Annotated in this window: 10 protein-coding genes; 3 read left to right on the forward strand and 7 right to left on the reverse strand. The window is 59.2% G+C overall.

The features are described 5' to 3' along the window. Window positions 1–350: 350 nt before the first annotated feature. The 7 genes from lysS to ACZ46D_RS06485 all read right to left on the reverse strand — a co-directional run bounded on the left by lysS (window position 351) and on the right by ACZ46D_RS06485 (window position 11,401). Window positions 351–1,826, reverse strand: coding sequence for a lysine--tRNA ligase (gene lysS, locus ACZ46D_RS06455; RefSeq protein WP_464929211.1), 1,476 nt, complete (start codon window positions 1,824–1,826; stop codon window positions 351–353). A gap of 62 nt (window positions 1,827–1,888) precedes the next feature. Continuing rightward, entirely contained in the window at window positions 1,889–2,971 is a 1,083-nt protein-coding gene (locus ACZ46D_RS06460; protein WP_464929212.1) for a uroporphyrinogen decarboxylase/cobalamine-independent methonine synthase family protein, read from the reverse strand. A gap of 294 nt (window positions 2,972–3,265) precedes the next feature. Then, window positions 3,266–5,740, reverse strand: coding sequence for a glycogen/starch/alpha-glucan phosphorylase (locus ACZ46D_RS06465; protein ID WP_464929213.1), 2,475 nt, complete (start codon window positions 5,738–5,740; stop codon window positions 3,266–3,268). Window positions 5,741–5,914: 174 nt separating this feature from the next. Further along, window positions 5,915–7,402, reverse strand: a complete 1,488-nt coding sequence (locus ACZ46D_RS06470) for an HDIG domain-containing metalloprotein (RefSeq protein WP_464929214.1) — start codon at window positions 7,400–7,402, stop codon at window positions 5,915–5,917. Beyond that, a complete protein-coding gene (locus tag ACZ46D_RS06475) occupies window positions 7,387–8,301 on the reverse strand; it encodes a GTP cyclohydrolase, FolE2/MptA family (RefSeq protein ID WP_464929215.1) in 915 nt (304 codons plus the stop codon). The genes ACZ46D_RS06470 and ACZ46D_RS06475 overlap by 16 nt, the downstream gene beginning before the upstream one ends. After that, entirely contained in the window at window positions 8,298–9,098 is an 801-nt protein-coding gene (locus ACZ46D_RS06480; RefSeq protein WP_464929216.1) for a glycosyltransferase family 2 protein, read from the reverse strand. Before ACZ46D_RS06480 ends, ACZ46D_RS06475 begins: the two co-directional genes overlap by 4 nt. 239 nt (window positions 9,099–9,337) lie before the next feature. Beyond that, window positions 9,338–11,401, reverse strand: coding sequence for a glycoside hydrolase family 15 protein (locus tag ACZ46D_RS06485; protein ID WP_464929217.1), 2,064 nt, complete (start codon window positions 11,399–11,401; stop codon window positions 9,338–9,340). Between the two features lie 342 nt (window positions 11,402–11,743). On the opposite strand from ACZ46D_RS06485, the gene ACZ46D_RS06490 reads away from it, so the two are divergent. The 3 genes from ACZ46D_RS06490 to ACZ46D_RS06500 all read left to right on the forward strand — a co-directional run bounded on the left by ACZ46D_RS06490 (window position 11,744) and on the right by ACZ46D_RS06500 (window position 15,029). After that, a complete protein-coding gene (locus tag ACZ46D_RS06490; protein ID WP_464929218.1) occupies window positions 11,744–11,953 on the forward strand; it encodes a dodecin family protein in 210 nt (69 codons plus the stop codon). Between the two features lie 199 nt (window positions 11,954–12,152). After that, complete coding sequence (locus tag ACZ46D_RS06495; protein WP_464929219.1) at window positions 12,153–14,615, forward strand: plasma-membrane proton-efflux P-type ATPase; 2,463 nt, start codon at window positions 12,153–12,155, stop codon at window positions 14,613–14,615. A 36-nt stretch (window positions 14,616–14,651) separates the two neighbouring features. Further along, window positions 14,652–15,029, forward strand: coding sequence for a DUF2784 domain-containing protein (locus tag ACZ46D_RS06500; protein WP_464929220.1), 378 nt, complete (start codon window positions 14,652–14,654; stop codon window positions 15,027–15,029). The last annotated feature ends 254 nt before the right edge of the window (window positions 15,030–15,283 follow it).

The following is a 15,283-nucleotide window of genomic DNA, read 5'->3' on the forward strand; positions in this document are numbered from 1 at the left end:
TCCCTCTTTTTCCCAGTAGTGGCCGGTCAAGATTCTGTATCTCCCCTCCCTTGACGGGAGGGGTTGGGGGTGGGTGACGTTGCCGACAGCATCACCTCATGCACCTTCCCCCTCACCCTATCCCTCTCCCGCAAGGGGAGAGGGGACTTTTTTGCCTTCGGCAATGTCTCAGCGGGTAACGCCGTCTCTCTCTGGAACAAAAAGACGGATCGGCGAGGTTCCCGGCTCCTCGGGAGGTGTAAACCGTTCAGGAGCGCCGCAGATGCGCGGAAGAGGCCGGCGAAGTGTGCTGGTGCACATGAGCCGGCCGATGACAAAGCAGATGACGTGCTCCTGGACGGTTACACGGATTATTTGCTCTCCGGGCGCAGATGCGGAAAGAGAATAACATCCCGGATCGAGGCAGAATCGGTCAACAGCATGACCAGGCGATCGATGCCGATTCCTTCCCCTGCCGCGGGAGGCATGCCATATTCCAGGGCCCGGACAAAATCCTCATCCATCTCCGGGAAGATCTCCTCATCATTGCCCCGCTCGGCAATCTGCTTGGTCAGCCGCTCTTTCTGATCAATGGGATCATTGAGTTCGCTGAAGGCATTGGCTATTTCGCGGCCGGTCACGAAAAGCTCGAATCGGTCGGTGACCTCGGGGTTCTTCTCGTTGCGGCGGGCCAGGGGCGAGACCTCGGTGGGATATTGGGTCACAAAGGTGGGATTGATCAGCTTTTCTTCCACCAGCAGTTCAAACAGTTCGGTCTTGGCCTTGCCGTGCCCTGCCATGGGCTCAAGGGCAATGCCCTTTTCCTTGGCGAGCTGCCGGGTAAGGGCTGGATCGACGAGAACACCCTGGTCAACCCCGCCCACCTCGATGAGCGCCTCGTCCATGGTGTAGCGCTTCCAGGGCGGGGAAAGATCAACCTCCTGCCCCTGGTAACTGACGACCATGGAGCCGGTGACCTCGGCGGCGATGTAGGAAACCATCTCCTCGGTGAGGTCCATGAGATCTTCGTAGGTGGCAAAGGCCTGGTAGAATTCGAGCATGGTGAATTCGGGATTGTGCCGGGTGGAAAGGCCCTCGTTTCTGAAATTGCGGTTGATCTCGAAAACCTTTTCAAACCCCCCCACCAGCAGCCGCTTGAGATAGAGCTCCGGGGCAATCCGCAGGTAGAGATCCATGCCCAAGGCATTGTGATGGGTCTTGAAGGGCTTGGCCGTGGCCCCGCCGGCAATGGCCTGCATCATCGGAGTTTCCACCTCCATGAAGCCCCGGTTCACCAGGAAATCGCGGATCAGTCGGATGATCTCCACCCGCTTGCGAAAGGTGTCGCGCACCTCCGGATTCATGATCAGATCAACATAACGCTGCCGGTAGCGGGTTTCCACATCGGTGAGGCCGTGGAATTTCTCCGGCAGGGGCCGCAGGGATTTGGTGATCGGCTTCAGGGTTGCCGCATCGATGGTGAGCTCGCCGGTCTGGGTGCGGAACAGTGCCCCGCCGAAACCGACGATGTCGCCGACATCGAGTTTTTTAAAGATCTGGTAGACCTCCACCCCGAGCTCATCGCGCTTGACATACACCTGGATGCGGCCTGTTTCATCCTGGATCTGGACAAAGGCGGCCTTGCCGAACTTGCGTAGTGCCATGATCCGGCCGGCCACGGATTTGATCCCCTCTTCCAAGGGCGCGTCCGGGTTGTCGTTTTTAGCCAGCACATCGCAGATCCGGTGGGCGGGCTTGAAATCGTTGGCATAGAGATTAACGCCCAGCTCTGCCAGCTCCTGGGCCTTTTGACGACGCTGCGTCAACACCTGATTCAGTTCTTCCATAGCATCAATACTCAAACTTTTTAATAGTGGTTGGATAAAAAAAGGCCGACCAATGCCCGCGTCTACAGATACTTGTCCCGCAACAGCTTGGAAAGATCCCGGGTCAGAGCCAGCACCTTTTTGGCGTGGACCAGAGGCAGAGAGCCGGTTCCGCAGCTTGGGGTGATCAGGGTCTGCCGCAGCAGGGATTGATAATCCCAGGAGCCGTTGACCAGCTGGGCAGCCTGTGCCTCCCAGCGCGCCAGCAGAGACTCTGCTGTTTCCTGTTCTATATATTCCTTCTCCGAAGTGGGCACGATCCCCCAGGCAATAATGCCGCCCCGTTCCAAAAATCCGTACAGCACCTCCTTGCAGGCGACCAGCTTGTCGAAAAAGCCGTAGGCGTCGAAGCTGACAATATCCAGGGAGGTGGAAAGGAGAAATTCCCAGTCCGTATTGGCGCAGACATGGACGCCCACCAGCCCGCCCGCTGCCTGGGCCGCGCCGATGATCTCATTGAGCTCCTGGCCGAGCTCGTCCAGGGAAACACTGAGAAAGGCCGAGGAGCCAAGACCGGCCAGGGCCGGTTCGTCGATGAAGAGGATGACCGGGGCCTGGGACTGGGCGAGAAACCGGACCTGCCAGGCAGCCTTAAGGGAAAGCCCCTTCACCACCAGTTCCCGGATGGTCGGCTCGTAATAAGCCGCCCTTCCCTCCCGGTCGTGGAGCCCGGTGAGCAGGGTGAACGGCCCGGTCATCTGGCCCTTGACCGCGGTCACGGCCTTGCCGGCCACCGCCTCCTTAAGGGCAAAAAGGCCCTGGGCCCTATCCGGGCTCACGGCAAAGGGCGAGTCCGACAGAAGGCTCGGGTCCTCGAGGGCGGCAAGATACTGCTCAAAATAGGCCAGCATCTCCTCGGCAAAGGTCTCGGTCTCGATATCGAAATAGGTCCGTCCCCCCTCTTCGATGATGCCGGGCATCCCTTCGCTGAACTGACTGAGCATCCCTTCCTTGGGGTTGCTCGGCAATTGCGGCCACAGGGGAATGTCCGGGGTGTGCGCGAAGATGAGGGCAAACGCCTCCTTATGATCGGTAACCGGCAGGCTGCCGATGAGGGTCGCCAGGCCATTTGCCTGGAAGCGGGAGGATAGGTTGTCTTGAGTCATAGTCTTGTCCAGTCTCGGGAATGGCGCGTGTTGTACGCCTGATTGCAAAACAGGATGCTAAAAAAGCAAAATACAGCTTTTTTAGCATCCTGTTAGCTATCAACAATGGGGCGAAAAGTCAATGTATTTTGGGGAGAGCGCATCCCGTGACCGCTGTAAAATGACTCGCCACGAAACACGAAAAAACCGTAACTGTTCAGCAGTGGTGCAGCTGCTAGGAAGAGGTCTGCGAAGTGTGCTGGTGCAACAAGCAGGCCGATGACAACGCAGATGCGGTGCTGCTGGACAGTTACGTCAATCTACGGGGATTCCCCAGATATCCCGGGCATATTCGCGGATGGTTCGATCGCTGGAAAATTTGCCCATGCGAGCCACATTGAGGATGGACTTGCGGATCCAGTTCGGCTGATCGCGATACAGATCGCCCACCTCTTTCTGACAGCGGAGATAATCCTCCAGATCAAGCAACAGCAGGTAGGGGTCGTTGAGATTGAGCAACCCCTCGACGATGGGGGCAAAGAGGGAGGTGTCGCCCCGGCTGAAATAGCCGCTGCGGATGCTGTCCAGGGTGCGCTTTATCTCTGCATTGTCGCGATACACGTCAAAGGCGTTGCGGCGGGGATTGCGCTTGGCTTCCTCGACCTCTTCCGTGGTCATGCCGAAGATGAAGATATTCTCAGGCCCAACCTCCTCGCGGATCTCGATGTTGGCGCCGTCCAGGGTGCCGATGGTCAGGGCGCCGTTTAGGGAAAATTTCATGTTGCCGGTGCCGGAGGCCTCGGTGCCTGCGGTGGAAATCTGCTCGGAAAGATCGGAGGCCGGAAAGATCTTTTCGGCGACAGAGACGCCGTAGTTGGGAATGAACGCCACCTTGAGCCGATCTTCCACCCGTGAATCATGATTGACCACCTCGGCCACCGAATTGATCAGCTTGATGATCAGTTTTGCCTTGAAATACGAAGGTGCGGCCTTGCCCCCGAAAACAATGGTCCGCGCGGGAGAATCCGCATCCTCCCCGTTGGCGATCCGGTGGTACAGGGTGATGACATGCAGGATATTGAGCAGTTGCCGCTTGTACTCGTGGATCCGTTTCACCTGGACATCGAACATGGTGTTGGGGTTGACCGTCACGCCGCAATCCTGCTTGATGATGGCAGCCAGCCGTTTTTTGTTCTCCGTTTTCACCTTGGCCCATTTTTTCTGAAACTTCGGCTGGTCGGCATACGCCTCAAGGTTGCGCAGGTAATCGAGGTTGGTCACCCATTCCCCGCCGATGGTGTCGGTGATCAGGCCGGCCAGGCCGGGGTTGCATTTGAGCAGCCAGCGCCGCTGGGTGATGCCGTTGGTTTTGCAATTGAAGCGGCCCGGGTAAAACTCGTGAAAATCTTTAAAAAGCCTGGTTTTCAAAAGATGGGTGTGGAGCTCGGCCACCCCATTGACCGAATGGCTGCCCACAATGGCCAGATACGCCATACGCACCCTTTTCACCGGCCCCTCCTCGATGATGGACATGGCGCGCAAGAGATCGTCCCTGCCCGGATACCGGGCCGCAACCTCTGCGAGGAACTGGCGGTTGATCTCGTAGATGATCTCAAGATGCCGGGGCAGCACCTTGCCCAGCAGCTCCACGGGCCAACTTTCCAGCGCTTCCGGCATCAGGGTGTGATTGGTGTAGCCAAAGGTGCCAACGCAGATTTGCCAAGCCTTTTCCCAAGGAACCGCCTCCTCATCCACCAAAAGCCGCATAAATTCGGGAATGGCGATGGAGGGATGGGTATCGTTGAGCTGCACGGCAATTTCATCGGCGAAGGAATCGAAATCATCGTGCTTTTTCTTGTGCCGCCGGAGGATATCCTGGAAGGTGGCGGCCACGAAAAAGTACTGCTGCTTCAACCGCAGCTCCTGGCCCTGCCGGATATCGTCCGAGGGATAGAGAACCTTGGAAATCGTTTCCGACTGTACCTTTTCCTGCACGGCCGAAATGTAATCCCCCCGGTTGAACGAGCCGAGATCAAGCTCACGGGAAGCCCTGGCTGTCCAGAGGCGCATATTGATGACATTGTCATTGTTAAAGCCGGGCACCAGAACATCACAGGCCATGGCCATGATCTCTTCCGTCTCGATCCAGTCGGTCTGAAGCTCGCCCTTATTGTTTTTGTAACGCTGCACCCGGCCATAATACCTCACCGGATAGAGATTCTGGGGCCTTTCATACTCCCAGGGGGTGCCGTAGCGCAGCCAGTTGTCAGGATGTTCCATCTGGAAGCCATCAACGATGCGCTGATAAAAAAGGCCGTATTCATAACGGATGCCATACCCGTAAGCCGGAACGCCCAGGGTGGCCAGCGAATCGAGAAAACAGGCGGCCAGGCGCCCAAGGCCGCCGTTGCCAAGAGCGGCATCTTCCTCTTCCTCCCTGATCTCTTCGAGGTCGTAGCCCATCTCCTGTAAAACCCCGGCCATCTCGTCATAAAAGCCGAGGTTGATAAGGCTATTGCCCAATGAGCGACCGATAAGAAACTCCAAGGAGAGGTAGTAGACCCGTTTCTTACCCTTTGCGTAATAGCCCTTTTGCGTGGCAATCCAGCGCTCGATCAAAAAATCACGGATGGTGTAGGCCAGGGCCTTGTACAGATCCCTGCTCCCGGCCCGCTGGGGATCACGGCCAAGAAAACTCAGGGTGTGATGGTTGATCGTGTTCAGGAAATCCTTTTTGGTGAGCGTTTTAAAAACGGAACAGTACGGGCCTTGGGGAATCTTATCGTTCATAATTGCGGCCTGCTTCCTTGCGGTTGATCTGCTTAAAAAAACGCCCCCCAGCCTCTGCTACAGCACCTGCTCCGTTCAGGGTACAACGGGGCCTAAAAAACAGTCAAACTTATTTAGGGAGCGTTATGGAATAATCTGTAGTTTGTGCACCTTAAATTACCGCCCCTTCTGCCATTATAACGGGGTTGCTGATGCCCCGGCCTCCAGAAACTTCTTCACCCAGGCCAGGGCCTGTTCCCGGTCCGAAACCAGCCCTTCCACCTGCGCCACCACCAAGCCATCGAGGATCTCCTTGAAGGCCGAGCCGGGCACAAGGGCAAAAACCTCGATAAGATCATGGCCGGTAACCAGCGGTGGGCTGGCGAAGACCGGCTGGATATACTCCGCGTATACCCCATGCACCTCAAGGAAAAGCGCGGCCAGATTTTCCTCCATACCCTCCGGCTTGCCAGGGCCCTGCCCGGCAAGACTGTCCGCCATGGCCAGCAGAAAGAGGGGGGCCAGATCATCGCCGACCGCCTTGACCAGACGCAGACAGGCCTTGCGCGTGATCCCGGTGCGCAACCGGGCGTTACTGAGATGAAAGGGCCACATGTGCAGGGCAATGAGCCGGGCCACCCGATTGCGGTCGTCTTTAGGCCAGTGCAGCCTTTCGGCGATGGCTGCAAAAATCGCAGCCCCGGCCTGATCGTGATTATAAAAGGTTATCTTTTCCTCAACCAGCCGGTGCGTCTCCGGCTTGCCCAAGTCATGAAACAGGGCGGCCCATTTCAGCAATACACCCCGCTTTCCCTGGACTACCTCGCGGAACAGTTCGCCCTGCCCAGGGAAATATGCCTCCGGATCGAGCAGGATTTTTTCCAGCCGGCGCAAGGCCTCCAGAGAGTGTTCGAACACATCCAGATGATGGCTGGCAGGCTGCTCCAGGCCGCGACCCGGGACAAGCTCGGGAAAGACAACCCAGAGGAGACTATTTTCCGCCATGCGGCTGATCGTCTGCCAGGCACGGGGTGAGGCCATGATCAGGCCAAGCTCATAGGCCACCCGTTCCATGGCCGCCTCAACCAGCAGCTCGCCATGGGCGGCAATGGCCGCCTCGGTCTGTGCTTCGATGGCAAACCCCAGGGTGGCCGAAAAGCGATGGGCCCGCAACAGCCGCAGAGGATCGGCCAACAGATTGGCCACCGCCGGGGTCCGGACAAGCTTCTGCCCAAGATCAGCCACGCCGCCGAGAGGATCAATAACCGTAAGCGAGGACAGGGTGCCGATTTCAGGGCCAAGAAGAACCGCCATGGCGTTGATGGTGAAATCCCGCTGGCCGAGGTCGTCTTCAATGGTGGTGGAGTGGTTTCTAAAACCGGAAAAATCAAGGGTCAAACCCTGCCAGACAACCCTGGCCACGTCTTCCCCCTCGTCGAGCAGGACAAAGGTGCCGCCCAACAGAGCGCTGACCTCGCGGGCGCAGGCCAAGGCGCCAACCGGCACGGTAAGATCGAGATCCTTGGCCGCCACCCCCAGCAGCCAGTCCCGCACCGGGCCGCCCGCCACATACATGGGCTGCCCGCTACGGAGCGCAACTTTACCCAGGGCCCGGCGCAGCTCCTCCGGGTACGTTTGCAGCCAATCCTGGGTCAATACCGTCGCCGCTAACACTGTTGCCATGAAGCCCCTAAATGGTTGACGATTTCCGCCAGGGTGGTTTCCAGCCGACAACAGACATCGTGGATATGGATGCTCTCCAGGCTCAACGACTCGATCAACACCAGTGTTTCCGGCGGCAGCGCCTTGCCGAACCGCTCCCCTGCCCGCCGGGCCACTTCCCGCACTGCGTCCTCGGCAAACTGCGGCTGGCTGTGCGAGGTGTAGACCAGCTGGGCCTCGTCGGTTCTTTTCAGCAGATCCTGGGTCACATGCAGGGCCTCTTCCAGGCAGGCCAATAGCTCACCAATGCTCGGAGAAAGACCTGCCGACTGAAGAGAAAGAGTGGTCTGGGAGCGCTGCGAATGGGTGGGCAAGGGGCAATTATCCCCCTCCTTGCGGAACAGGGTTTGATTATACGCCTGGGTGCAGGGGCAAGCGGTGATGTGGGCCACGCCGACTCCGAGCACGGCCACGCTTTCCAGCCCTTCCCCCTGCCCGGTGAGCTTCAGATCAAGGCTGATGGCAATGGAATCCACCGATTGCCTGCCGCTGACCTTGGCCGTTCGGATGAGCGGCAACTGCCCGGCCAGCCGGACCCTGCCGCGGTTCGCACCCTGACGCGCCATCATCTCCCGGCCGAGCTGTAGCCCGTAGTCGCGGAGATCGCTGAACTCCTTGCCATACAGACCGGCGATTACCTCTTCCATGCGGGACATATGAATGCCCCGAACCTCTGCCCCAAGATTCACCTCCAGCCTGGCCGTAAAGGGGATCAACCCCTCGGGCAGCCGGACCCAAACGGTTTTCCCGCAGATGCCGACCTCCGGCAGGGGCAGGGCAAAAGAGGGCTGCTGCTGGGGGATATCAATCCCTTCCGCCAACACCCGCGCATGGTCCTGGGGGGATATGGGTGGTTTCAAATGAACTCCTCCTGTTTCAAGGAAATATACCACTGCTGGATGGTCTGCCAATCCCCTTGCTGCTTGGTCCAGTCGACCAGGGCCTGAAACCGGGTGAGGTCCTCGGAGGCAGCCCCGGTTTCCGCCAGGGCAAGGGAGACCGAGGCCAGCAAGGTTCCGAGCCGCTCATTGTTCGCGCAATTACACAGGCTGCCAGGGTGGAGATAGCGCAGGGTAATGGGCTCCTCCCCGCAAAAGCCAAAGGGAAACCGGCGGGCAAGCCGAATAAAAAAAGACCAATCCTCGCCCAACTCCCCACCCCCGAAACCACCCGCCGCGGCAAAGGCATCTCTCTCCACACCCATTGCCGAAGGGACGAGAAAACACCAGCGGGCCAGCCCGGCGAGGCATTCACCTTCCACGGCCATACCCGGCTCGGGGATGCAAAACTCCCCGCCCCCAACCTGGTCGCTGTTTCTGGTCACCCCATAGGCCACCGAATAGCCACGGGCCATGGTCCGCACCAGGCTTGTCACATGGCCCTCCAGCCAGACATCGTCGGAATCCAGAAACATGACCACCTCGCCGCAGGCCTGGGCAACCCCGGCATTTCTCGCCAGCCCCGGCCCAAGGCCGGAGCGTTGCAGCAGCCGCACCTCGGGAAAGCGGGCGGCCACCAGGGCAACGGTGTTGTCCGTCGAGCCATCGTCCACGACAATGATCTCGCTGACCGGCGTATCCTGACCGACCACGCTGGCAATGGCCCGGCAGGTCATTTCCGGCCGGTTTCTCGTGGGGATTACGCAGCTGATCCGCATGGCTCGTGGTGATTCCTTTTGCTCTGCCTGGTAATTGCTTGCGCAATCCGGGCAGAAAGGCTCCCTGCCCAGACTCCAGCATAACACATAAAAATGGACTGCTCCAAGGGGGATGGCACCAGGCTTGAAAAATGGACCGCCGCGGCGAGCAGCACCTGTAACTTTTAAATCGACACTCAAATTAGTACCCTCCCCCCTTGCGGGGGAGGGGGAATACGAAATGAAACAAGTTACATGGACTAGCGGACTCGGCAGATGCCGCGGATGGTGTCACAGGCCTTGCCATAGAGGGAGGCAAGCCAATCCTCTTCATGCATCCGCACCGAGGAGGCATGGCCGCAGGTCGGGCAGGGGTGCATGGCAGCCAGGCACCTCAGAATGCGCTGGGTGCTGGCGATGAAAGTGGCATGGCTCCAGGTGAGGGGTGAGACCGAAAGCGGTTCGCCGGTTTCCGGGTGCACCTGCTCGGCCAGCACCCCCGAGGGAAGGGCATGATCCGCAACCCATTCGAGCAGAGCGAGGGGCTCGTCCATATCTTGTTCGGTTTTTGCCCTGCTCGCCAGGTAATCCGCCAGCCACAGAGTGCAGAGAAACCAGGGATTGCCCGGATAGGCGCTGTCGGTCCGATGGTAGCCATCCCCTTCATAACGGGCCATGCCGCCCACCTCGGTGTTGAGCCATATTTTTTGCCGCAGTGCCGCCATGGTCGCCTCGAGGCGCGGATCATCCGGGGCATAGAGGCCGAAGGCGAACAAGCCCCACAGGCTGCTGTCGCAGGTCGCGTCAACCTGCAGGCTGCCATCCCCATCGCGGGAGAGCATGCGGCAGAAGCGGCCCAGCTCTTCCTGCCACAGATATTTGCTCGCCGCATCGCGGAGCTCGGCGGCAGCCTTTTGGTATTCCCCGGCCTTTTCTTCCTCGCCGAAGACGCTGCAAAAAAGCGAGGCGGCGGTAAGGCCGCCGAACACGGCGCCGGTGGTGAAGCTGAGCATGCCGCGCCGCTCTTCCCAGAGGTCGTAGGAGGGTGAGGGCAGGCCGGTTTCCTGATCCCGAAAGCGGCACATGAAATCCGCCGCGTTTTTGATCAGCGGCAGATACAGGGGCTTGATGAACTCGATGTCGCGGTAGAGCACGAAATGGTTCCACAGGGCCCACACCACCAGCGCAGTTTCGTCTTCCTGGATAGGCAACTGACTCAGGCCGTTGTTGAGCCAGGGATGCCAGGAAGAAGCCAAGGTGCCGTCCGGATTGTACTTGTGCAGGAAGTAGCCTTCCCGCTCGATGACTGCCCCGCAAAATTCGTAGAAACGCTGGGCCGGAATCGCGTAGCCTGCCATGTCGAGGGCGTTGGCCGCCAGCGCGCCGTCCCGCGGCCAGATGTAGGAATAGGTGTCGCGGTTGAACTGGATGACATCCGAATCGTTGCCGGCCAGCACCCCGCCCTGCCAGTCGAGCTGGGTCTGCACCACCAGCAGGCTGCGGCGATAGAGCTCGGCCACCTTGGCCGGGAGGATGTCGAGGCGCGGCATCTCCTTGCGGACCCAGAGCTGCCAGTAGTCTGCCGTACGCTGAATGAGAGTTTGCGGGGTTTTATGTCTCACCACCCGGTCGAGCCGACGCACGTCGCGCCAAGATTCGCCGGCGGCCAGCCAGTAATAGGCAGTGACACGGCCATTGCCCGGGACCGTAAGATGAAGCGCCGCCACCGAATCCACTGAGCCCTGGGCAATGGTATTGCCGGAGAGGACGCCGTCTTCGGCATCGCGATAGGTGCCTTCCCTGCCGTTCACTTTTTTCTGCCCCACGGCGAATTGGGAAAAAGCGGTTGCGCCATCCACCGTGCCGCCTGCCAGAAAATAACGGCTGCCCTTGTAGTGGACAATGCCGCCGGTTTCCGGGTCAAAGGCAGCGGTGTCGCCGACCCTGTTGCCGGAGATATTGAAGCTCTGGGCAAAAAAGAGGCGGATATCCCGAGACGCGGGCCGCAGATTTTCCACCACCACCTGGCGAAGATAGATATTCTCGTGGAAATCCACCGCATCGCGACAGGTGAGCAGAACGCCCAATTCGTCGTGAAAGAGGTTGACCTGGGTCACCATGGTGTCCGGCTCGTAGAGGAGATCCCGGCGCCAGTCCGGGCCGACCCAGCGGAAGATGCCGTCGACCCAAATCCCGAACCGGCAAAAGTCCCCGGAAACATGGTTCTCCTGACCGACATGGGGGAAATACAGGTCGCGGATGCGATACTCCTGGTCAAAGCAGACCAGAAGATGGCCGTTTCCCACCGGAATATCGCGCGGCATGAGGGCCTCCCTTTGGACGGATTATTGTGGCGGCTTCTTCTCTTTGCATATCACAAAAACAGACAAGAGTAAATTAGCCAACTTCATGCTCTCCGCATGCCCTTCCCGGTGCAGGATACGGGCAGAATCGCAGCTTATTTTCCCCTTGCCTTTCCATGCCCTGCCACCTAGAATCTATCTATGGATAGCAACGAAAAAGTTGGGGATGCCCCTTTTTTCTCAGGCGTTCGCTCACGTTGCCCCAGGCTGTACCACCGATATGCAGGAGACCCCGAAAGAAGTCGACATGAAATGGTAAATGTGCAGGAAGTGTTTTCCTAAACCCAAACAGAGGAGACAACCATGTCAGGAAGCGTCTACAAAATCATCGAAGTGGTGGGCACCAGCAGCGAATCCTGGGAGGCGGCGGCCCAAACAGCAATCGACACGGCGAGCAAGAGCCTGAAGGATCTCCGTGTCGCCGAGGTCATCAAGCTGGACATGAAGATCGAAGACGGCAAGGTGACCGCCTACCGAGCCCGGGTTTCGCTTTCTTTCAAGTATCATTTATAATCAGAATAGCCCCAGGGGTGGACATTGCCGCCACGCTGGCCATAGTTCGACAGCCCTGTCCCAAGAACAACCAAGTGGATGCAGGGATTTATTGAATTAAGCAGGTGCCCCCCCTGGTTGCAAGGTCCCTTGGGTCAGTCGTCTTCTTTCTCCTGATGATGCCCGCCGGGGATCTCAGCTTTGCTTCATTCTGGGAGGCATGATCGTGCGCTCAAGGCCATCAAACAAGAAGGGCCCGGACATCGCTTCCGCGCCGGTTGCCGAAACGCTTGCGATGCTTCAGGTGAACCCAGAGGCAGGCCTGACGCGGATGGAGGTGGAGGCCCGGCTGAAGGAGCACGGCTACAACGAAGTGGCCGAGCAAAAGGAGCACCCGATTCTCAACTTCCTCGGGAAATTCTGGGGGGTGTCGGCGTGGATGCTTGAGCTGATCATGATCCTGTCAGCCGTCCTTCGAAAATACTCGGATCTTGCCGTGGTGGGCGCGCTACTGGTTATCAATGCGGTGTTGAGCTTTATGCAGGAGCGCCGGGCCGCCGGAGTCGTCGATGCGCTGCGGCTCAGGTTACAGGTGAGTGCGCGGGTGCTGCGCGAAGGGAGCTGGCAGGTTATCCCCGCCCGGGCGCTGGTCCCAGGCGACATTGTCCGCGTGCGTCCCGGCGACATCATCCCGGCGGACGTGAAACTTCTCAGCGGAACATTGCGTGTTGATCAGTCTGCCCTCACCGGCGAGTCGCAGGATGCCGACAAGGCCTCCGGCGAAGTGCTCTCGTCGGGGTCCGTCGTCCGCCGGGGCGAAGGCAACGGCGTGGTAATACTGACCGGGGCGAAGACCTACTTTGGCCGCACCACGGAACTCGTGCAGGAGGCGCGACCGAAGTTGCACATCGAAGCGGTGGTGGCCAAGGTGGTGCGTTGGCTCTTCGTCATCGTCGGGGCGCTGCTCGGCGTAGTGATCGTCCTGTCGCTGATCCGCGGCGCGGCGCTTCTTGAGATGATCCCGCTCATGCTGGTCCTGTTGATGAGTGCGGTGCCGGTCGCTCTCCCCGTCATGTTCACGGTCAGCATGGCCTTCGGGGCGAAGGAGCTGGCGAAGCGCGGCGTGCTGGTCACGCGCCTCAGTGCCGCTGAGGATGCCGCAACGATGGACGTGCTCTGCGTGGACAAAACGGGCACTATCACGATGAACCAACTGGCTGTCACCGGCGTGATCCCGCTGGAGCACGCAACGGAAGCCGACGTGCTCTTTGTCGGCGCCCTCGCGTCTCAAGAAGCCAACCAGGACCCGATCGACTTGGCGTTCCTCGCTGCGGCGAAAGAGCGGCATATCTTCGCCGACCTTCCCAAGGTCACACCAGTCTCCTTCACGCCGTTCGATGCAAAAACCCGGCGGACGGAAGCCGTGGTCGAACAAAACAGCCAACTGCTGCGCGTGATGAAAGGCGCCGTGCGCACCGTTGCCCAGACCTGCGGACTTCAGCTCCCAGCGATCGAGGCCTTGGAGGCGCAGGTAAGCGAATCGGCACTGAAGGGCTATCGCACCCTAGCGGTGGCGCGGGGCCCCGAGACAGGCCCCCTTGCCTTGGTCGGCTTGGTGACCTTGTATGATCCACCGCGACCGGAGGCAAAGCAGCTCATCGCGACACTGCACGACCTCGGCGTTTCAGTGAAGATGCTCTCCGGCGATGCCCTAGCCGTTGCGAGTGAAATCGCGCACGGAGTTGGGCTACCGAACATCCGGCGGGTGGCGGACCTGAAAGCGGCGAGCGCTCTGGCCGGCAAGGAGCCGGTTGACTTGTTGGCCGGTGTCGATGGCTACGCCGAAGTATATCCCGAAGACAAATACATCGTGGTCCAACACCTGCAGGATGCGGGGCATGTGACCGGCATGACGGGCGACGGCGTCAATGATGCGCCCGCGCTGCGCCAGGCCGAAGTGGGTATTGCCGTCAGCACCGCCACCGACATTGCCAAGGGTGCCGCAAGCGTCGTTTTGACCGAACCAGGGCTGACGAACATCGTCTCCCTGGTCGAGCAAGGGCGGACCATCTACCAACGCATCCTGACGTGGGTCATCAACAAAATCAGCCGGACAATCCTAAAAGCGGCCTTCGTGGCCATCGCCTTCGTGGTGACCGGCAAGTTCGTCGTCTCCGCCTTTGCCATGCTGCTGCTGGTCTTTATGACGGACTTCGCGAAGATCGCCCTTGCCACCGACCATGTTCAGCCGTCCAAGAAACCGGAGACGTGGAATATCGGGGGCTTCATCACCGTGTCCGTGGTGCTGGGCGTGGCGATGGTCGCGGAGGCGCTTTTCCTCTTGTGGGTCGGCTGGCTGCGTTTCGGCTTGGCGACCAACAACAATGGGCTCTACACCTTCAGCTTCCTGACGCTGCTCTACTTTGCCGTATTCTCCATCGTGTCTGCGCGGGAACGCCACTGGTTCTGGACGACGATGCCCAGCAAAACCCTCATGGGGGCACTCATGGCGGATGCGTTCACGGGCACCGCCCTGACCTTCGTGGGTCTCCCGGGACTCATGCCATTGCCTTGGTGGCAGACGCTCGTGATTTTCGCCTATGCGATGGTCGCATGCCTTGTCGTGAACGACGCCATGAAGGTCGCAATGATTAAATGGCGCGCTCCCGCAGCAGTGGCATAGATTGCTGGCCGAGCAGAGTCCGCAAAAACGCGAAAGATGATCTACCGCATAACCGCCGACTGTATCCTCCTGCTCCATCTCGCCTTCACTCTTTTTACCGTGCTGGGGGGCTTGCTGGTGCTGCGCCGCCCCTCCCTCCTCTGGGTGCATCTTGTTGCCATGCTCTGGGGGGTGGTGATCGAGTGGGCAGACTGGGTTTGTCCGCTTACGCCGCTGGAGAACTTTTTGCGGGAACGGGGCGGCGAGGCAGGTTATGCAGGAGGCTTCATCGAGCATTACGTTGCCCTCTTTCTCTATCCTGAGAACCTCACCATTGAGTTGCGTTACCTGCTTGGCCTGGGCCTGATAGTGGTGAACCTGATGATCTATGGGTATATTTTTCTGGCGCACCGCCGCCGGAAAACCTTGTCATAAATCATCGGTAGTCTTTCCTGCAATTCCTGGAAGTCCCCTTGAAATCAGTATGTTCATTTCCTTGCTTGCCCAAAGAAATGAACCAGCAGCGAAGCGGCGAAGAAAAGGCCCCCCTGTGTCCCTTGTCCCGCCGTGGGCGGGAGTTTGCAAACTCGGCTACGCCTCAGACAGTGCAAACTCTTTTTTAGGCAACCTCTCCGGTGCTCGTCTGCGTGCCAATGGGAATAAAGCACAAAAAAAGCCCCCTTCCTCAT

This window comes from Thiovibrio sp. Mzg5 (assembly GCF_055379285.1).